A 15,868-nucleotide genomic window follows, 5' to 3' on the forward strand; every position below is an offset into this window, starting at 1 on the left:
TGGTTCACATCCGGAAGAGGCCGAAGGAGGTATCGGGCAGCGGGGTGCGGGCCACGACGTCAAGCGCCAGGCCCAGCACGGTGCGGGTGTCCGCGGGGTCGATTACGGCGTCGTCCCAGAGGCGGGCCGTGGAGTAATACGGGCTGCCCTGGTCCTCGTACTGCCGGCGGATGGGCGCCTTGAAGGTTTCTTCGTCTTCGGCGGACCATTCCGTCCCGGCGGCCTCGTACTGGTCCCGCTTCACCGTGGCCAGCACGCTGGAGGCCTGGTTCCCGCCCATCACCGAGATCCGCGCGGCCGGCCACATCCACAGGAACCGGGGGGAGTATGCCCGCCCACACATGGAATAGTTGCCGGCGCCGAACGAACCGCCGATCACCACCGTCAGCTTGGGCACGCGTGCAGTGGCCACGGCGGTGACCATTTTGGCGCCGTTTTTGGCGATGCCGCCCTGCTCGGCGTCCTTGCCCACCATAAAACCGGAGATGTTCTGCAGGAACAGCAGCGGGATGCCGCGCTGGTCGCAGAGTTCGATGAAGTGCGCACCCTTGAGCGATGACTCGCCGAAGAGGACACCGTTGTTGGCCACGATGCCCACAGGGTGGCCGTGGATGCGGGCGAAGCCGGTAACCAGGGTGGTCCCGTACTCCTTCTTGAATTCGTGGAACCGGCTGCCGTCCACCAGCCGGGCGATGACCTCATGCACGTCATAAGGGGCGTTGACGTCCGTGGGCACGGCGCCGTAGAGCCCGGCCGGGTCCGCGGCAGGTTCGACGGCGGGCTGCACCTCCCAGGCGGGTGCGGGCGGCGGTGGCAGGGTTGCCACGATGTCGCGGATGATCTGGAGCGCGTGCTCGTCATTTTCGGCCAGGTGGTCCGTCACGCCGGAGATGCGCGAGTGGACTTCGCCGCCGCCCAGTTCCTCTGCGGTGACGATCTCGCCGATGGCGGCCTTCACCAGCGGCGGCCCGCCCAGGAAGATGGTGCCCTGGTTGCGGACAATGACGGTCTCATCGCTCATGGCCGGCACGTACGCACCGCCTGCGGTGCAGGAGCCCATGACGGAGGCGATCTGCGGAATCTTCGCCGCGGACATCCTCGCCTGGTTGTAGAAGATCCGGCCAAAGTGTTCCTTGTCCGGGAACACCTCGTCCTGTTTGGGCAGGAAGGCCCCGCCGGAGTCGACGAGGTAGATGCAGGGCAGTCGGTTCTCCAGGGCAATTTCCTGGGCCCGAAGGTGCTTCTTGACGGTCAGGGGATAGTAGGTGCCGCCCTTGACTGTGGCGTCATTGGAGATCACCAGCACGTGCCGGCCATGGACCAGACCGATTCCGGCTATGACGCCGGCGCCGGGGGCCTCGTCGCCATACATTCCGTTGGCCGCCAATGGGGCAATCTCCAGGAACGGGCTGCCATCGTCCAGGAGTTGGTCGATGCGGTCGCGGGGCAGCAGCTTGCCGCGGGCCACGTGCCGCTGCCGGGATTTCTCCGGACCGCCCAGTGCCGCGTCCGCCAGTCTCTTGCGCAGGTCCGCCACCAGCTCCAGCTGCGCCTGGCGGTTGGCCGCAAACGCCTCACTGGCGGGATCAAGGCGGCTGAGAAGGGTCTCCATCGACGCGTTCCGTTTCTCTTCCAAATCCGGGCCGGGAATACCAACTCGGTTAGTGTTCAATAACTGAAATTCAGGTTAGTCTCTATTAACTGTGATGTCCAACACAGAGGGGCCTTGCTAGACTCTGCGGGTCCAAGGAGGAGATGTGCCCACCAACAGCAGCGCTGCCCAGCGAAGCAGTTCGACGCAGCGCAGCAGTTCTACGCAGCGCAGCATGGCCAAGGAGAGCCGAAGGCAGGCGTTGCTGGCCGCTGCCGCTTCCCTGTTTGCGGTGAACGGCTTCAACCGGGTCTCGCTCGAGGACCTGGGCTCGGCGGCCGGAGTCAGCGGCCCGGCAGTCTACCGGCACTTTCCCGGCAAGCAGGCCGTCCTGGCGGACCTGCTCACTACCGTCAGCCAGGACCTCCTGGAGGGAGGCCGGAGGGTGGTTGCGGACAACCCGGACCCCGCGACGGCCCTCCGGCGGCTCGTGGAGTTCCAGGTGGACTTCGCGCTGGGCAAGCCGGACGTGATCCGGGTCCAGGACCGGGACCTGAGCAACCTGTCGGACCAGGACCAGGCTGAGGTCCGGGCCCTGCAGCGCAGCTACGTTGAGATCTGGGTGGACGTGCTGGCCCGGGTCCATCCCGGCACGGACGCGTCCGATCTGCGCATGCGGGCACACGCCACGTTCGGCCTCATCAACTCCACGCCCCACTCGGTCCGCAGCCATGGGCGCAGGATGGCCTCGCGTGCGGCGCGGCCGCTGCTGGAGGCGATGGCAATGGCCGCCCTGACGGTCCCCGCCGGCTGATCCCGCCGCCACAACCGGCCCGGAGCAGGCCCGGAGCAGGCAGCCCTGTTCCGGGGCGGCGGGCCCCCAATCATCCCGCCGCCACAACCGGCCCCGGCACGCATTACCGGCCCCTGGCACCACCGCCCAAGCGGGCCGGGGCCGGTCCTGCGCATGTCAGACCATGGTGAGGACCATGCCGGGCTCGGCCAGGATGGCCCCCACGTCCGCAAGGAACCGCGAGGCCTGCTCGCCGTCCACCAGGCGGTGGTCGAAGGACAGGCTGAGCGTGAGCACCTGCCGCAGCGCCACTTCGCCCTGGTACTCCCACGGCATGTTCCGCACCGCGCCCAGGGCGAGGATTGCCGCTTCGCCCGGGTTGAGGATGGGCGTGCCGGCGTCGATCCCGAAGACACCGATATTGGTAATCGAGATCGTGCCTCCGGAAAGATCCGCGGGAGCGGTCTTGCCGGCGCGGGCCGTTTCCGTGAGTTCCGTGATCGCGCCCGCAAGGTCCCGCAGCGACAGCCTGTCGGCGTCCTTGACGTTCGGCACGGTGAGACCGCGCGGGGTGGCCGCGGCGATGCCCAGGTTCACGTAGTTGAACGTCACGATCTCCTGGCTGGCCTCATCCCAGCGCGAGTTCAGTGACGGATTCCGCTTTAGGGCAATCAGCACCGCCTTGGCCGCAAGCGTCATCGGCGTCACCCGGCAGTCCTGGAATTCCCGGCTTGCCTTGAGTTTCGCCAGCAGTTCCATAGTGGGCGTGACGTCCACGGTGAGGAATTCGGTGGCGTGCGGCGCCGTAAAAGCGCTTTGGACCATGGCTGCAGCAGTGAATTTCCGGACACCCTTGATGGGCGTGCGGACTTCGCGCGGCTGGCCGGAACCACTGACGGAAGCGGCACCGGTTTCCGTGGACTGTGCGCCGCCGGCGTAGGCCTGGACATCTTCGCGGGTGATGAGCCCGCCGGGCCCCGTCGCAGCGACCGAAGCCAGGTCAACGCCCAGGTCCTTGGCCAGCTTCCGCACCGGCGGAGTGGACCGCGGGCGCTCACCGGAAGCAGCCGGCGCCGCGGGAACAGGCGCGGCAGCCGGCGCGGGCGCAGGCGATGCGGGAGCAGGCGCGGGCGCAGGCGATGCGGGAGCAGGAGGCGCAGACACCGCGGCGAAGTTCCGCGGCCGCCGTGCAGGACGGCCGGAACTTTCGACGACGGCGCCATACCCCACCAGATTGGGTTCGCGTTTGGCGGTGCCGCCTGCAGCCGTACCGCCGCCGGCGGGGCCGGCACCAGCCTGCCCGGAAGTACCCGGGGAGTCACCGCCGCCTGCACCGGAAGGCGCGTCGCCGCCGTCGTCCGCTACCTCGAAGGTGACGATGGGCTTGCCCACCTCCACCACCGTGCCGGGCTGCTCGTGGAGTTCCCTGATGACGCCGGCGAACGGGGAGGGCAGCTCCACGACGGCCTTGGCCGTCTCCACCTCGGCGATCACCTGGTTGAGCGTAACGGTATCCCCCACCCCCACCTTCCAGCTGAGGATTTCGGATTCGGTGAGGCCCTCACCCAGGTCCGGAAGCCGGAATTCCTTGATCATGGTGGCGCTCATCCTTCCAGCCCGCTCAGGGAGTTGGGCCGGCCCAAGGCGCGGTCCACGCCGTCCAGGATGCGGTCAAGGCCAGGCAAGTGGTGCATCTCCACCTTCGAATAGGGATAGGGAACATCGAATCCGGTCACGCGCACCGGTGCGGATTCCAGGTAGTAGAAGCATCGTTCGGTGATACTGGCGGCCACTTCCGCGCCCACGCCGCCGGACTGGCCGGCTTCGTGGGTAATGACCATGCGCCCGGTCTTCCGCACGGAGGCAACCACGGTGCCGTAATCCACGGGAGCGAGGGAGCGCAGGTCGATAACCTCGATGGCGATGCCCTCATCCGCTGCGGCAGCGGCGACGTCAAGGCAGGTCTTGACCAGGGGACCATAGGCCACGAGTGTGACGTCGGAGCCCTGCGTGAGGACACGCGCCTGCTCCATCGGGAATGCCGAGCCCGGGTCGATGGACTCATCCACCTCGCCCTTGTCGTGGTAGCGGCGCTTGGGCTCAAAGTAGAGGACGGGGTCGTCGCAGGCGATGGCCTGCTGGATGACGGTGTGGGCGTCCTGCGGGTTGGATACCGTGACCACGCGCAGCCCGGAGGTGTGCGTGAAGTAGGCCTCAGGGGATTCGGAGTGGTGCTCGGGCGAACCGATGCCGCCGCCGAACGGGACACGGATGGTGATGGGCATCTTGACGGCCCCGCGGGTGCGGTAGTGCAGTTTGGCCACCTGGCTCACGATCTGGTCGAAAGCCGGGTAGATGAACCCGTCGAACTGGATCTCCACCACCGGCCGGTACCCGCGGTAGGCCAGGCCGACGGCGGTTCCCACAATGCCGGATTCCGCCAGGGGCGTGTCCACCACCCGGTGCTTGCCGAAGTCCTTCTGCAGCCCGTCGGTTACGCGGAACACGCCGCCCAGCGTGCCGATGTCCTCGCCGAGCAGGACGACTTTGGGGTCATTTTCCAGCGACTTGCGCAGCCCTGTGTTGATCGCACGGGCAAAGGTCATCTGCGTCATCAGCGTGCACCTTCCTGGGAAGCGGCGCCTGCGGGGTCACCGAAGGACGCAAGGTAACGGGCGTAGTGGTCCTGCTGCCGGTCCAGCCAGGAGTGGGGCGTGCTGTAGACGTGCTTGAAGACATCCAGGGGTTCCGGGTCCGGCATTGTGATGCAGCCCGACCGCATTTCCTTCGCTACGGCGTCGGCTTTGTCCTTGACCCGCTGCTCCAGCTCCTCGGTGAGGAGGCCCTTGCGGTCCAGCAGGGAGGCAACGCGGGTGATGGGGTCCTTCGCAGCCCAGTCCTCGAGTTCATTGGGGTCCCGGTAGCGGGTGGGGTCGTCCGCCGTCGTGTGGGGTCCCATACGGTAGCTGACGGCCTCGATGAAGGTGGGCCCGCCACCGCGCCGGGCCCGGTCCAGCGCCACCCGGGTGGCGGCCATGACGGCCAGGACGTCGTTTCCATCCACCCGGAGACTGGGGATGCCGAAGCCGGTGGCCCGGTCTGCCAGCTGGATGTGGGACTGCAGCCGCACAGGCTCGGAAATGGCCCAGTGGTTGTTGGTGCAGAAGAACACGACGGGAACCTGGTAGCTGGCGGCAAAGACCATCGCCTCGTTGACGTCGCCCTCGCTGGTGGCACCGTCACCAAAGTAGGTCACGGCCACGGAATCCGAGCCGTCGTTCTGGATGCCCATGGCGTATCCGGTGGCGTGCAGTGTCTGTGCGCCGATGATGATCTGCGGGGTGGCCATGTTCACCGTGGCCGGGTCCCATCCGGAGGAGGCATTGCCGCGCCACACCCGCACCAAGTCAGTGAGGTCTACGCCGCGGCAGTAGGCGACCCCGTTTTCCCGGTAGCTGGAGAAGATGAAGTCATCCTCCCGGAGCGCCCGGGCGGAACCGACCTGCGCGGCCTCCTGGCCGAGCAGCGGAGGCCACAGGGCAAGTTCACCCTGGCGTTGCAGGGCGGTGGCTTCAACATCTATCCGCCGGATGACGGTGAGGTCTTCGTAGAGCGAGCACAGCTGCTCGTCCGTCACGTCCCTGACCCAGAAATCGAATTCGGGATGGCTGATGCGCTCCCCTGCCGGGGTGATCAACTGGACCAGGTTCTGCCCTGCTCCTTGGGTACTCCGGGCGCCGTTCCGGGATCCTGCCCCGCTTTGGCCCGCTTCGTCTGTAGACACGATAGCCCGCAACCTTCTTACGTCGTTGACCTGCGGTTGGAGGAGCTTGTGGCCCCGGCCAGCGCCGGCCTTCCGGGCGCCGTTGCCCCGGATATTGTGACCCTACTCACAATGCTCAGGGGGCACAACCACTTTGAAATTCCTTGAGCATAATGCTCTGTCCGGGCACTCGCGACCGTGCTAACGTTGCGCATTATGCAAGCTTTGGATGGCACTGACACCCGCCTGCTGTCAGCCCTCGCCCAGGACCCCCGCAGGACGGTGGTGGCACTGGCCCAGAAGCTGGGACTTTCCCGGAATACGGTGCAGGCGCGCATGGCCCAGCTGGAGAAGAAGCACGTCTTCCTCTCGTTCGAGCGCCGCATCAACCCGGCGTCCCTGGGGTACCCGCTGATGGCATTCATTTCCGTCCATGTCCAGCAGCAAAAACTGGGTGAACTGGCCGGCAAGCTCGCGGACATCCCGGAGATCCTGGAAGGCTACGGCCTGACCGGGTCCGCGGACCTGCTGCTGCGCGTGGTGGCGCTGGATGCGGAAGACCTGTTCCGGATCAACGGCAAGATCCTGGCATGCGAAGGGGTTGACCGCACGGATACGGCGCTGGCCATGGGCGAACTCATTCCGTTCCGCGTCCAGCCATTGCTGGAGCGGGGATCCGCCGCGACCTGACGGCAGCGGCGGGCACGCAACGAAAGTACGGACCCCGCCGGGTGCCCTATAGGCTGTTGCACGTTATTGCGCGGATTCAGCCCGCGCGTCCAGGCGGTGCCCCGCACCATGTCCGGAAAGGCTCCCCTTGAGCGGTCTCCAGGAACCTTACCCGCCGCAGCAGCATGGCCTCCCGCGCGGCCTGCCGCCCCTGCCGGAAAGGCAGCCGGGGCAATCGCCCGGACAGGATCCCGACGACGGCGGGCGGCCGGGCGGGCGGCGGCGGGCCCGCGTTCAGAGCAGGCGCCGGCCAGTGGTCCTGCTTGCCGCCGCCGGCGCATTGGTGGTCCTGGTGGTTCTTGGCATCATCATGTTTTTCAACATCACCGGCAGCACCAGCAACAAGGCGCGCGGCCTGGCGGAGGACTTCACGGACCTGGTGATTGCTGGCGATACGGCCAAGGCCTACCGCGAGTACCTTGACCCGGCCCTGCAGGAGCAGCTTTCCAAGGAGCAGTTCATGACCGGACTCGGAACGCTGAAGCTGGACGGGGCGTGCGAGCCGGCTTTCAGCGACTTCACCGTGGGCAACGGCCAGGGCGAGGACGTGAAGCGCGCTGATGTCACCGGGTTCATCACCTGCGGCGAGAGGAAGATCGACCTCTCCTACCGGTTCGAGGGTGCTGACCAGCTCAGGATGACCAGCATCACCCTGCGCCCGGCGGACTAACACCCCCGGACCGCTTCCCCGGCCCCGCAGGCAACCCGAAGCCCCTGCGCACTGGACCGTTGATCCAGGGCGCAGGGGCTTCGTTTTGTGCGGGTCGAACTGGTTGCCAGGGCGCTTGGATGCAGTGCCCCTTGCCCGGACGCGGGCGGCTTAGTGGTCCACTGCTTTCTCGGCGCCCACGCCGGTCAGCGACCGCACTTCCATTTCTGCCTGTTTGGCGCTGTCCTCCCGGTTCTTGTCCAGGACCGTTCCCAGCCAGCCGAGGAGGAAGGCCAGCGGGATGGACACGATACCCGGGTTGCTGAGCGGGAAGATGGCAAAGTCGGCGCCCGGAATCATGGACTTCTCCGTCCCGGAAACCACCGGGGAGACCATGATCAGGATGATCGCCGACGCGAGGCCGCCGTACATGCTCCACACCGCACCCTGCGTAGTGAACTTCCGCCAGAACAGGGAGTACACGATGGTGGGCAGGTTGGCTGAGGCGGCCACCGCGAAGGCAAGCGCCACCAGGAAGGCGACGTTCTGGCCGTTGGCGAGGATGCCGCCCAGGATGGCCAGGACTCCGATGACCACAACGGTGCGGCGGGCCACCTTAACCTCAGTGTCGGCGTCGGCCTTGCCCTTGGAGATGACGCTGGCGTAGATGTCATGGGCGAAGGAGGCGGCTGCGGTGATGGTCAGGCCGGCCACTACGGCGAGGATGGTGGCGAAGGCCACCGCCGAGATGAAGCCGAGCAGGAGCGGACCGCCCAGGTGGAAGGCCAGCAAAGGGGCAGCCGAGTTGACGCCGCCGGGAGCGGACTTGATGGTGTCGGCACCCACCAGGGCCGCGGCGCCGTAGCCCAGGACCAGGGTAAACAGGTAGAAGAGGCCGATCAGCCAGATGGACCACACCACTGACTTCCGGGCTTCCTTGGCCGTGGGAACGGTGTAGAAGCGCATCAGGACGTGGGGCAGGGCTGCGGTGCCCAAAACCAGTGCCAGGCCCAGGGACATGAAGTCCAGCTTGGAGGTCTCGGACTTCCCATACTGCAGGCCCGGGTTGAGGACGGCGGGGTTGTTGGCGGTGTCCACTGCTGCACCGAGCAGGCTGGAGAGGTTGAAACCGTAGATGGCCAGGACCCAGAGGGTCATGACCGCGGCACCGGCGATGAGGAGGATGGCCTTGATGATCTGCACCCAGGTGGTGCCCTTCATGCCGCCGATCAGGACGTACATGATCATGAGGCCGCCGACGACGATGATCACCAGCGCCTGGCCGCCCCAGTCGCTGATACCGAGCAGGAGGGAGATGAGGCTGCCGGCGCCGGCCATCTGCGCCAGGAGGTAGAAGAAGCAGACGGCCAGGGTTGACAGTGCTGCCGCGATCCGCACCGGGCGCTGTTTCAGCCGGAATGAGAGCACGTCCGCCATGGTGAACTTGCCCGTGTTGCGGAGCAGCTCAGCCACCAGGAGCAGTGCCACCAGCCAGGCCACGAGGAAGCCGATGGAGTACATGAAGCCGTCGTATCCGTTAATGGCAATGGCACCGGTGATGCCCAGGAAGGAGGCTGCGGACAGGTAGTCGCCCGCGATGGCGGTGCCGTTCTGGGAGCCGGTGAAGGACCGGCCGGCCGCGTAGTAATCGGCGGCGGTCTTGTTGTTCCGGCTGGCGCGGAACACGATGACCATGGTGACGGCCACGAAGAGGCCGAAGATGCCCATGTTCAGCAGCGTGGTGTCCTTCAGGGCGGACACGTCCACCGCAGCGGGGATTCCGATCATTTGTTCACTCCGCCCACTGGGTTGCCGTGCTTATCAAATTCATGCCCTTCGATTTCGTGGCGGATCTCCGCCGCGATCGGGTCCAGCCGCCGGTTGGAGTAGCTCACGTACCAGCCGGTGATCGCAAAAGTGGAGACGAACTGGAGCAGCCCCAGGATCAGGCCGATGTTGATGTTCCCCCAAACCTTGGTGGACATGAACTCCACCGCATAGTCCGCGAGCAGGACGTACGCGAAGTACCACAGCAGGAATGCCGCGGCCATGGGAAAGACAAAGCTGCGGTGACGTTTGCGCAGTTCCTGGAACCGCTCCGTCGATTGGACCTCTTCAAAGTCCACGGACGCCGCTGCGTCCGGAGTGTGGGTATCGTGACCCATCATTCCTCCTCATTGAGACTTGCCTGGACACACCGGGCGGCAGGACCTTGCAAGGCATACCGGCGCTGTGACTCCCATCACTCTGCTGTGTGCGGTGGACAACATTCCAGCCCCGCCGCGCGCGCGGTCGCTCAACGGTCCCGATGCTGCGACAAACGGCACCCGCCGCTACGCTGGGCACCATGCCCGACTCCCCCCTCCTGACCGCCGCGGCAGTGGCCGTCATCGCCCTGGCCGTCGCCGTCGTCGTCGGCGTGGGGCTGAAATTGCTCCGCTCCTTCCGCGAGCTGGGCACAGACGCCGAGCGGGCCACGTACCACACCCTGCACGCGGCATCCCAGGCGGGCCAGCACCTGCGCCGCGGGCTCAATCCCGCCGGAGCGGCCAAGGCAAGCCGGCAGCTCCGGGCCCTGCTGGGCTGCGAAGCCCTGGCCATCACGGACACGGCCGGCGTGCTGGCTTGGGACGGCGCCGCTGAGGAACTGAAGCCGCGCCTGATGGACCTGGCGGCGGGGGTCCTGGCGGGCGGCCGTACCGCGGTGCTGCGCGCCGGCAGCCCGTCCGGGCCGGAACCGGCTGACGCTACCGGCGGCGCCCTTGCCGCGGTCATCGCGCCCGTGCGGGCCGGCACCCGGGTGGTCGGTGCGGTGGCGGCCTTTGCGCCCACCGCCGGTGCCGGGCTCGTGCGGGCGACCAGCGAGGTGGCGGACTGGGTGGCCGTGCAGGTGGAACTGGCCGAACTGGACGCTTCACGCACCCTCCTGATGGAGGCCGAAGTGCGCGCCCTCCGCGCCCAGATCAGCCCACATTTCATCTACAACTCGCTGAATGCGATTGCGTCCTTCATCAACACGGACCCTGCCCGGGCACGCGAACTGGTGGTGGAATTCGCCGACTTCACCCGCTACTCCTTCCGGAGGCACGGTGACTTCACCACGCTGGCGGAGGAACTGCGCTGCATCGACCGTTACCTGCTGCTGGAGCGGGCGCGGTTCGGCGAGCGCGTGCAGGTGAGCCTGCGCGTGGCGCCGGAGGTCCTCAGCACCGTCATCCCGTTCCTGAGCCTGCAGCCTTTGGTGGAAAATGCCGTACGGCACGGGCTGGAGGCCAAGGAGGGGCCCGGGCACATCAGCATCACGGCCAACGATGCGGGTGCCTTCGCCGAGGTGACCATCGAGGATGACGGCGTCGGCATGGACCCGGCGCAGCTCCAGTCCGTCCTGGCCGGGCACGCGGACGGCGACCATGTGGGACTGCGCAACGTGGACGCCCGGCTGCGGCAGGTCTACGGCAACGACCACGGCCTGGTCATCGAGACCGCGCCCGGCGAGGGCACCCTCATCACCATGCGCGTTCCCAAATCCCAGCCGGGGCACGATGCCTGACGCCCCGTTGGCTAACCTAGGAACATGATCAATGTCCTCGTCGTCGACGATGAGCTTCCCGCTGTCGAAGAGCTCGCGTTCCTGCTGGGCAGGGACGAACGGGTAGGGAAGGTCTTCCGCGCCACGTCCGGGAGCGAAGCGCTGAAGGCACTGGCCGGCGGCGGTGTGGACGCGGTCTTCCTGGACATCCACATGCCCGCCCTCTCCGGCCTGGACATCGCCCGTGCCATCGCCGGAAGCAGCAACCCGCCGGCGGTGGTCTTCGTCACCGCGGACGAGGACCACGCGCTGGACGCATTCGAGCTGGCCGCCGTGGACTACCTCCTCAAGCCGGTGCGGGCGGAGCGGCTGGCACGCTCTGTGGCGCGGATCAGTGAGATGCACGACGGCGCCGCCGCGCCGGAGATGATCACGGTCGACCAGGGCGGGACCACGAAAATGATCAGGCGCGACGACGTCACTTACGTCCAGGCGCAGGGAGACTATGCGCGGCTCCACACTGCGGACGCCAGCTACCTGATCCGGGTGCCGCTGGCTGACCTGGAGCAGCAGTGGGCTGAGGCCGGTTTCATCCGCACGCACCGTTCGTACCTGGTGGCGCTGAAGCACGTTACCTCGATGAAGCTCGCCGCCGACGGTCCCAGTGTCACGGTGGCCGGCGCGGGACTGCCCATCAGCCGGCGGCATCTGCCTATGGTCCGGGAGAAGCTCGAGGCCACCCGGATCAGGCCGCAGTCATGACCCGGGTCCGCGTAACCGCGCCGCGTACCGCGGTGCAGCCGGCCAAGGAAAGCCGCGAAGCCGCGCTGGACTCCGAGGTGGGCCAGTTGTTCGTCCGCTCGCTGATCCGGTCGCAGCTCCGGCTGGCCCTGGTGGTGGCCGGCGGCTTCCTGCTGATCCTGGGCGCATTTCCCCTCCTGCTCGCCGCCGCACCCGGCCTGGCGGAGACCAGCGTCGCCGGCATTCCCTTCAGCTGGCTGCTGCTCGGTGCCGGCATCTACCCGGTGATCGGCCTGAGCGCCTGGCTGTTCATCCGGGCCGCGGCCCGGAACGAGGCGCGGTACCGCGACCTCGCAGAAGACCGGTGAGACGGGGATGAACCCCGCAGTAGCACTGGTCGCCGTCGCCCTGGTGGTGCTGGCCACCGCCGCCATCGGCTTCTACGGTCTCCGGATTTCGCGCACCACGGGCGACTTTTACGTTGCATCCCGGACGGTGCGGCCGTGGTGGAACGCCTCAGCCATCGGGGGTGAGTACCTGTCCGCTGCCAGCTTCCTCGGTGTGGCGGGTCTCATCCTGTTGTCCGGCACCGACGCTTTATGGTTCCCGGTGGGCTACACGGCCGGATACCTCATGCTGCTGCTGTTCGTGGCGGCCCCGCTGCGCCGCTCCGGGGCCTACACCATCCCGGACTTCACCGAAGCTCGGCTGGACTCCCCCGCGGTGCGGCGGGTGACCAGCCTGGTGGTGGTCGTGGTGGGCTGGCTGTATATCGTCCCGCAGCTGCACGGAGCCGCACTGACCATCCGGATCACCACCGGGCTGCCGTCCTGGGCGGGCTCCGTGGCCGTCGTGGTCGTCGTCTGCCTGACGGTTGTCGCCGGCGGAATGCGGTCCATCACCTTTGTCCAGGCGTTCCAGTACTGGCTCAAGCTCACTGCCTTGGCGGTGCCCGTCATATTCATCATCTTCGTGTTGGCCGGCAACGGGACTCCCGCGCTGTCAGGGCCGGACATCAATCCGACCGGCGCGGTTCCGGCAGGGCCGTACCAGAACATCTCACTGCTGGTGGCACTGCTGTTCGGCACCCTGGGACTGCCCCACGTACTGGTGCGCTTCTATACCAACCCTGACGGCCAGTCGGCACGGCGGACCACCCTGATCGTCCTTGGACTGCTGTCAGTGTTCTACCTGTTTCCTACCGCGTTTGGCTTCGTGGGCCGGGTTTTCGCACCGGACCTCGCCCGCACCGGCCAGGCCGACGCAATGGTGCTGCTGCTGCCCGGGCGCCTGGTGGGCGGGACCGCCGGGGACCTGCTGTCCGCACTGGTGGTGGCCGGCGCTTTTGCCGCGTTCCTCTCCACCACCTCGGGGCTGGTGGTGTCGCTGGCCGGAGTCATCAGCCAGGATGCGCTGGGCGGCGGAGTGGGCGGGTTCCGCCTGGCCGCAGTAGTGTCAGCGGTGGTTCCGCTCGGCTTCGCGTTCATGACGGATTCCTTCGCGCTGGCCGGCAGCGTGGGCCTGGTGTTTGCGTTCACCGCCTCCACCGTATGCCCGGTGCTCCTGCTGGGGATCTGGTGGCGGGGCCTGACGGACGCCGGTGCCATTGCGGGGATGCTCACAGGAGGACTGCTGTGCGGCGGCGCCCTCGTGGCGGGGGCGCTGGCCGGTGCACACAACATCCCGGGCTGGCTGGCGCAGCCAGCGGCCTGGACCGTGCCGGCAGCGTTTGGCGTCATGGTGCTCGTGTCGCGGGCCACCGCGCGGCGGGTGCCGGCCACCATGCAGCGGGTCATGACGCGGCTGCACACTCCTGAGCGGCCCCTGGCCACCGAACGCTGATCAGCGGCCGCACGGCCTGCTAGTCGATGGCGGCCATGAGCTCGACCACGCGGTCCAGGAAGGCGTCCACCTGCGCTTCTTCATAGCCGTCGCGGCCCTCGGCGGGGCGGAAAACAGCCCGGCGGACGCTGTCGACGCTGAGCGGCTTGTCGTGCTCCAGGTAGCCAATGAGCTCGCGGCACAGCCGGTCCACGTCCGCCGTGTTGTAGCTGCGGGCCTTTTTCCTGGACGGCCGGCGGAAGCGGTCACCGTCGGGCCGGTGCAGTCGTCCCCGCAGGGTACCGGACAGCTGCCCGATCCCACGCAGCCATGCTTCCTCGCCGCGGGCCGCAATGAGGTCGTCCCGTTCCCTGCGGGCGAAGGCATCCTCCAGCCGGTCCAGGGCAGCATCCACGTGCGAAGCGGAATAGCCGCCCTTCACCGGATCGAAGGAGACGCTGCGGACATCCCCGCTGGTGACGGGATGGGTAGCCTCTTCCGGAGTCTCCAATGACACCCGTGCCCGGGCCAGGAACTGGTCCACCTGCTTGGCGTTGTAGCCGTAGTCGCTGCGGCCCACACGCTCAAAGGACGCGGGAATCTGCCGGTGTTGGTCCAATGCCACTGTGTTTTCCTTCAATGTTCTTCTGCCGGATTGCTTGCACCAGTCTAGGTGCCGCGGACGCGGCCGGGATGGATGTCAGGCCCCTGCTGCCAGCCCGAACAGGATGAATGCCACGGGTGCCGCGAAGACGATCGAATCGAGCCGGTCCATCACGCCGCCGTGGCCGGGAAGGATGGAGCTCATGTCCTTGATGCCGAGCTCGCGCTTGACCATGGACTCGGCCAGGTCCCCGGCCGTAGATGCGGCCACCAGGGCCACGGCCAGTACCACTCCGACCCACCATGGCTTGTCCAGGACGAAGACGCTGGCCAGCACGCCCACCACCGCGGCCCCGGCCACGGAGCCGGCAAAGCCTTCCCAGGACTTTTTAGGGCTGATCTTCGGCGCCATGGGATGTTTGCCGAGGGACGCGCCCACCAGGTAGCCGAAAGTGTCGTTGGCCACCACCAGCAGGAGCATGATGGCTACCTGCAGCGCGCCTTCGGGTACGGTGCCGCCGGGCCACAGTCCCAAGGGGGACGCTCCGGTGCCGGCGTGCAGCGGCAGCGCGGCGAAGCTGATGAAGAAAGGCACCCAGCCGAGGGCAAAGACTCCGGCGAAGATGCTGTTGGCCGACCCCGCGGCGCCCTCAATGGAGCGCCACAGCAGCACCGCAACGGAGCTCAGCAGCATGGCGAAGAGCAGGCTTTCGATGCCGCCGAAATACGCCGCGAATGGCATGGCCACGGTGCCGGTCATCACGGGAATGATGGGCAGCCTGGTCCCGTTGGCTTCCAGGGCACGGAAGATTTCCCACACGCCGAAGACAGCGAAGGTGGTTGTGACCGCCACGAAGCCGAGCGGAAGGAACAGCAGGCCGCCCAGCACGCCGAACAGCATGGCCAGTCCCACCACCACCGCAGCGGGGAGGTTGCGTCCCGCCTTGGGGGTGGGGTTGGCCCGGGGCCGCTTTCCCCGTGTGCGCGGGCCCGGCGCCGGGGCCTGTTCTGCCTGGCCCATCAGACTTCGAGCAGCTCAGCTTCCTTGCGCTTGAGCAGTTCGTCGATGCCGTCCACGTGGGCCTTGGTCAGGCTGTCGAGTTCCTTTTCGGCACGGGTGCCCTCGTCCTCGCCGGCTTCGCCGTCCTTGACCAGCTTGTCCAGCGTTTCCTTGGCCTTGCGGCGGATGTTCCGGATGGACACCTTGGCGTCCTCGCCCTTGGTCTTGACGATCTTGACGTATTCCTTGCGGCGTTCCTTCGTCAGCTCCGGAATGGTGATCCGGATGACGTTGCCGTCGTTGGACGGGTTCGCACCCACCTCGGAGTCGCTCAGCGCGCGCTCGATGTCCCGCAGCGCGGTCTTGTCGAACGGCGTGATCAGGATGGTGCGGGCGTCCGGAATGGCGAAGGAGGCCAGCTGCTGCAGCGGGGTGGGCGAACCGTAGTAGTCCACCAGCACCTTGTTGTAGAGGCCAGGGTTGGCGCGGCCGGTACGGACGGACGCGAAGTCTTCCTTGGCTACCTCGACTGCCTTGTCCATCTTTTCTTCGGCTTCGAGCAAGGTTTCTTCGATCACGGTCTCTCCTGACGGTTCTGGTGCAGTCCGGGGCGCCGGTTCCATGCACAAGGTGGTTCTCTGTAGCTGCT

At 67.1% G+C, this 15,868-nt stretch carries 16 protein-coding genes; 7 read left to right on the top strand and 9 right to left on the bottom strand.

The genetic code is table 11. The features are described 5' to 3' along the window. Positions 1-4: 4 nt before the first annotated feature. Complete coding sequence (locus tag ACIQCN_RS08375; RefSeq protein WP_400610389.1) at positions 5-1,612, bottom strand: carboxyl transferase domain-containing protein; 1,608 nt, start codon at positions 1,610-1,612, stop codon at positions 5-7. A 214-nt stretch (positions 1,613-1,826) separates the two neighbouring features. On the opposite strand from ACIQCN_RS08375, the gene ACIQCN_RS08380 reads away from it, so the two are divergent. Beyond that, the gene (locus tag ACIQCN_RS08380; protein WP_400606421.1) at positions 1,827-2,405 is read left to right on the top strand and encodes a TetR/AcrR family transcriptional regulator; all 579 of its coding nucleotides are present in this window, start codon (positions 1,827-1,829) and stop codon (positions 2,403-2,405) included. A gap of 156 nt (positions 2,406-2,561) precedes the next feature. On the opposite strand, the gene ACIQCN_RS08385 is transcribed toward ACIQCN_RS08380, so the two are convergent. From ACIQCN_RS08385 to pdhA, 3 genes are read right to left on the bottom strand one after another with little or no spacing between them, the layout of a single operon-like run. Further along, positions 2,562-3,992 (bottom strand): dihydrolipoamide acetyltransferase family protein, encoded by a 1,431-nt coding sequence (locus tag ACIQCN_RS08385; protein ID WP_400610391.1) that lies wholly within the window; start codon positions 3,990-3,992, stop codon positions 2,562-2,564. Further along, entirely contained in the window at positions 3,989-4,999 is a 1,011-nt protein-coding gene (locus ACIQCN_RS08390) for an alpha-ketoacid dehydrogenase subunit beta (protein ID WP_400610392.1), read from the bottom strand. The genes ACIQCN_RS08385 and ACIQCN_RS08390 overlap by 4 nt, the downstream gene beginning before the upstream one ends. Continuing rightward, on the bottom strand, positions 4,999-6,168 hold the full coding sequence (gene pdhA / locus ACIQCN_RS08395; protein WP_400610394.1) for a pyruvate dehydrogenase (acetyl-transferring) E1 component subunit alpha: 1,170 nt from the start codon (positions 6,166-6,168) through the stop codon (positions 4,999-5,001). Before pdhA ends, ACIQCN_RS08390 begins: the two co-directional genes overlap by 1 nt. A gap of 195 nt (positions 6,169-6,363) precedes the next feature. Here pdhA and ACIQCN_RS08400 point away from each other — a divergent pair, with 195 nt between their 5' ends. Then, positions 6,364-6,837, top strand: coding sequence for an Lrp/AsnC family transcriptional regulator (locus ACIQCN_RS08400; RefSeq protein WP_400606181.1), 474 nt, complete (start codon positions 6,364-6,366; stop codon positions 6,835-6,837). Positions 6,838-7,129: 292 nt separating this feature from the next. After that, positions 7,130-7,546 carry a hypothetical protein gene (locus ACIQCN_RS08405; RefSeq protein ID WP_400610395.1) on the top strand — a complete coding sequence of 139 codons (417 nt, stop codon included), beginning with the start codon at positions 7,130-7,132 and terminating at the stop codon, positions 7,544-7,546. 150 nt (positions 7,547-7,696) lie between these two features. Here the strand turns inward: ACIQCN_RS08405 and ACIQCN_RS08410 are convergent, their stop codons facing one another. Beyond that, positions 7,697-9,313: a cation acetate symporter gene (locus ACIQCN_RS08410; protein WP_400606178.1), complete on the bottom strand. Its 1,617-nt coding sequence runs from the start codon at positions 9,311-9,313 to the stop codon at positions 7,697-7,699. Next, positions 9,310-9,690, bottom strand: a complete 381-nt coding sequence (locus tag ACIQCN_RS08415; protein WP_400610397.1) for a DUF485 domain-containing protein — start codon at positions 9,688-9,690, stop codon at positions 9,310-9,312. The genes ACIQCN_RS08410 and ACIQCN_RS08415 overlap by 4 nt, the downstream gene beginning before the upstream one ends. Positions 9,691-9,872: 182 nt before the next feature. Here ACIQCN_RS08415 and ACIQCN_RS08420 point away from each other — a divergent pair, with 182 nt between their 5' ends. Genes ACIQCN_RS08420 through ACIQCN_RS08435 form a run of 4 tightly spaced genes read left to right on the top strand, consistent with a single transcriptional unit; the run spans position 9,873 to position 13,637 of the window. Continuing rightward, a complete protein-coding gene (locus ACIQCN_RS08420; RefSeq protein ID WP_400610398.1) occupies positions 9,873-11,075 on the top strand; it encodes a sensor histidine kinase in 1,203 nt (400 codons plus the stop codon). A 24-nt stretch (positions 11,076-11,099) separates the two neighbouring features. Next, complete coding sequence (locus ACIQCN_RS08425; protein WP_400610400.1) at positions 11,100-11,816, top strand: LytR/AlgR family response regulator transcription factor; 717 nt, start codon at positions 11,100-11,102, stop codon at positions 11,814-11,816. Next, on the top strand, positions 11,813-12,163 hold the full coding sequence (locus ACIQCN_RS08430; RefSeq protein WP_400606171.1) for a hypothetical protein: 351 nt from the start codon (positions 11,813-11,815) through the stop codon (positions 12,161-12,163). Before ACIQCN_RS08425 ends, ACIQCN_RS08430 begins: the two co-directional genes overlap by 4 nt. A gap of 7 nt (positions 12,164-12,170) precedes the next feature. Beyond that, positions 12,171-13,637, top strand: a complete 1,467-nt coding sequence (locus tag ACIQCN_RS08435) for a cation acetate symporter (protein WP_400606169.1) — start codon at positions 12,171-12,173, stop codon at positions 13,635-13,637. Positions 13,638-13,656: 19 nt separating this feature from the next. Here the strand turns inward: ACIQCN_RS08435 and ACIQCN_RS08440 are convergent, their stop codons facing one another. The 3 genes from ACIQCN_RS08440 to frr all read right to left on the bottom strand — a co-directional run bounded on the left by ACIQCN_RS08440 (position 13,657) and on the right by frr (position 15,797). Further along, positions 13,657-14,241, bottom strand: coding sequence for a DivIVA domain-containing protein (locus ACIQCN_RS08440; RefSeq protein WP_400606168.1), 585 nt, complete (start codon positions 14,239-14,241; stop codon positions 13,657-13,659). A 75-nt stretch (positions 14,242-14,316) separates the two neighbouring features. Further along, entirely contained in the window at positions 14,317-15,240 is a 924-nt protein-coding gene (locus ACIQCN_RS08445; RefSeq protein ID WP_400606165.1) for a phosphatidate cytidylyltransferase, read from the bottom strand. Then, the gene (gene frr / locus ACIQCN_RS08450) at positions 15,240-15,797 is read right to left on the bottom strand and encodes a ribosome recycling factor (protein ID WP_400606163.1); all 558 of its coding nucleotides are present in this window, start codon (positions 15,795-15,797) and stop codon (positions 15,240-15,242) included. Before frr ends, ACIQCN_RS08445 begins: the two co-directional genes overlap by 1 nt. Positions 15,798-15,868 lie beyond the last annotated feature (71 nt).

This window comes from Pseudarthrobacter sp. NPDC092424, assembly GCF_044754925.1.
Classification (GTDB): Bacteria; Actinomycetota; Actinomycetes; order Actinomycetales; family Micrococcaceae; genus Arthrobacter.

Coding starts and splice junctions, on each gene's coding strand:
- ACIQCN_RS08445 (WP_400606165.1), bottom strand. CDS start 15,240: ATGGGCCAGGCAGAACAGGCCCCGGCGCCGGGCCCGCGCACACGGGGA.
- ACIQCN_RS08375 (WP_400610389.1), bottom strand. CDS start 1,612: ATGGAGACCCTTCTCAGCCGCCTTGATCCCGCCAGTGAGGCGTTTGCG.
- ACIQCN_RS08380 (WP_400606421.1), top strand. CDS start 1,827: ATGGCCAAGGAGAGCCGAAGGCAGGCGTTGCTGGCCGCTGCCGCTTCC.
- ACIQCN_RS08400 (WP_400606181.1), top strand. CDS start 6,364: ATGCAAGCTTTGGATGGCACTGACACCCGCCTGCTGTCAGCCCTCGCC.
- ACIQCN_RS08390 (WP_400610392.1), bottom strand. CDS start 4,999: ATGACGCAGATGACCTTTGCCCGTGCGATCAACACAGGGCTGCGCAAG.
- ACIQCN_RS08430 (WP_400606171.1), top strand. CDS start 11,813: ATGACCCGGGTCCGCGTAACCGCGCCGCGTACCGCGGTGCAGCCGGCC.
- ACIQCN_RS08410 (WP_400606178.1), bottom strand. CDS start 9,313: ATGATCGGAATCCCCGCTGCGGTGGACGTGTCCGCCCTGAAGGACACC.
- ACIQCN_RS08415 (WP_400610397.1), bottom strand. CDS start 9,690: ATGGGTCACGATACCCACACTCCGGACGCAGCGGCGTCCGTGGACTTT.
- ACIQCN_RS08425 (WP_400610400.1), top strand. CDS start 11,100: ATGATCAATGTCCTCGTCGTCGACGATGAGCTTCCCGCTGTCGAAGAG.
- ACIQCN_RS08385 (WP_400610391.1), bottom strand. CDS start 3,992: ATGAGCGCCACCATGATCAAGGAATTCCGGCTTCCGGACCTGGGTGAG.
- ACIQCN_RS08420 (WP_400610398.1), top strand. CDS start 9,873: ATGCCCGACTCCCCCCTCCTGACCGCCGCGGCAGTGGCCGTCATCGCC.
- ACIQCN_RS08435 (WP_400606169.1), top strand. CDS start 12,171: ATGAACCCCGCAGTAGCACTGGTCGCCGTCGCCCTGGTGGTGCTGGCC.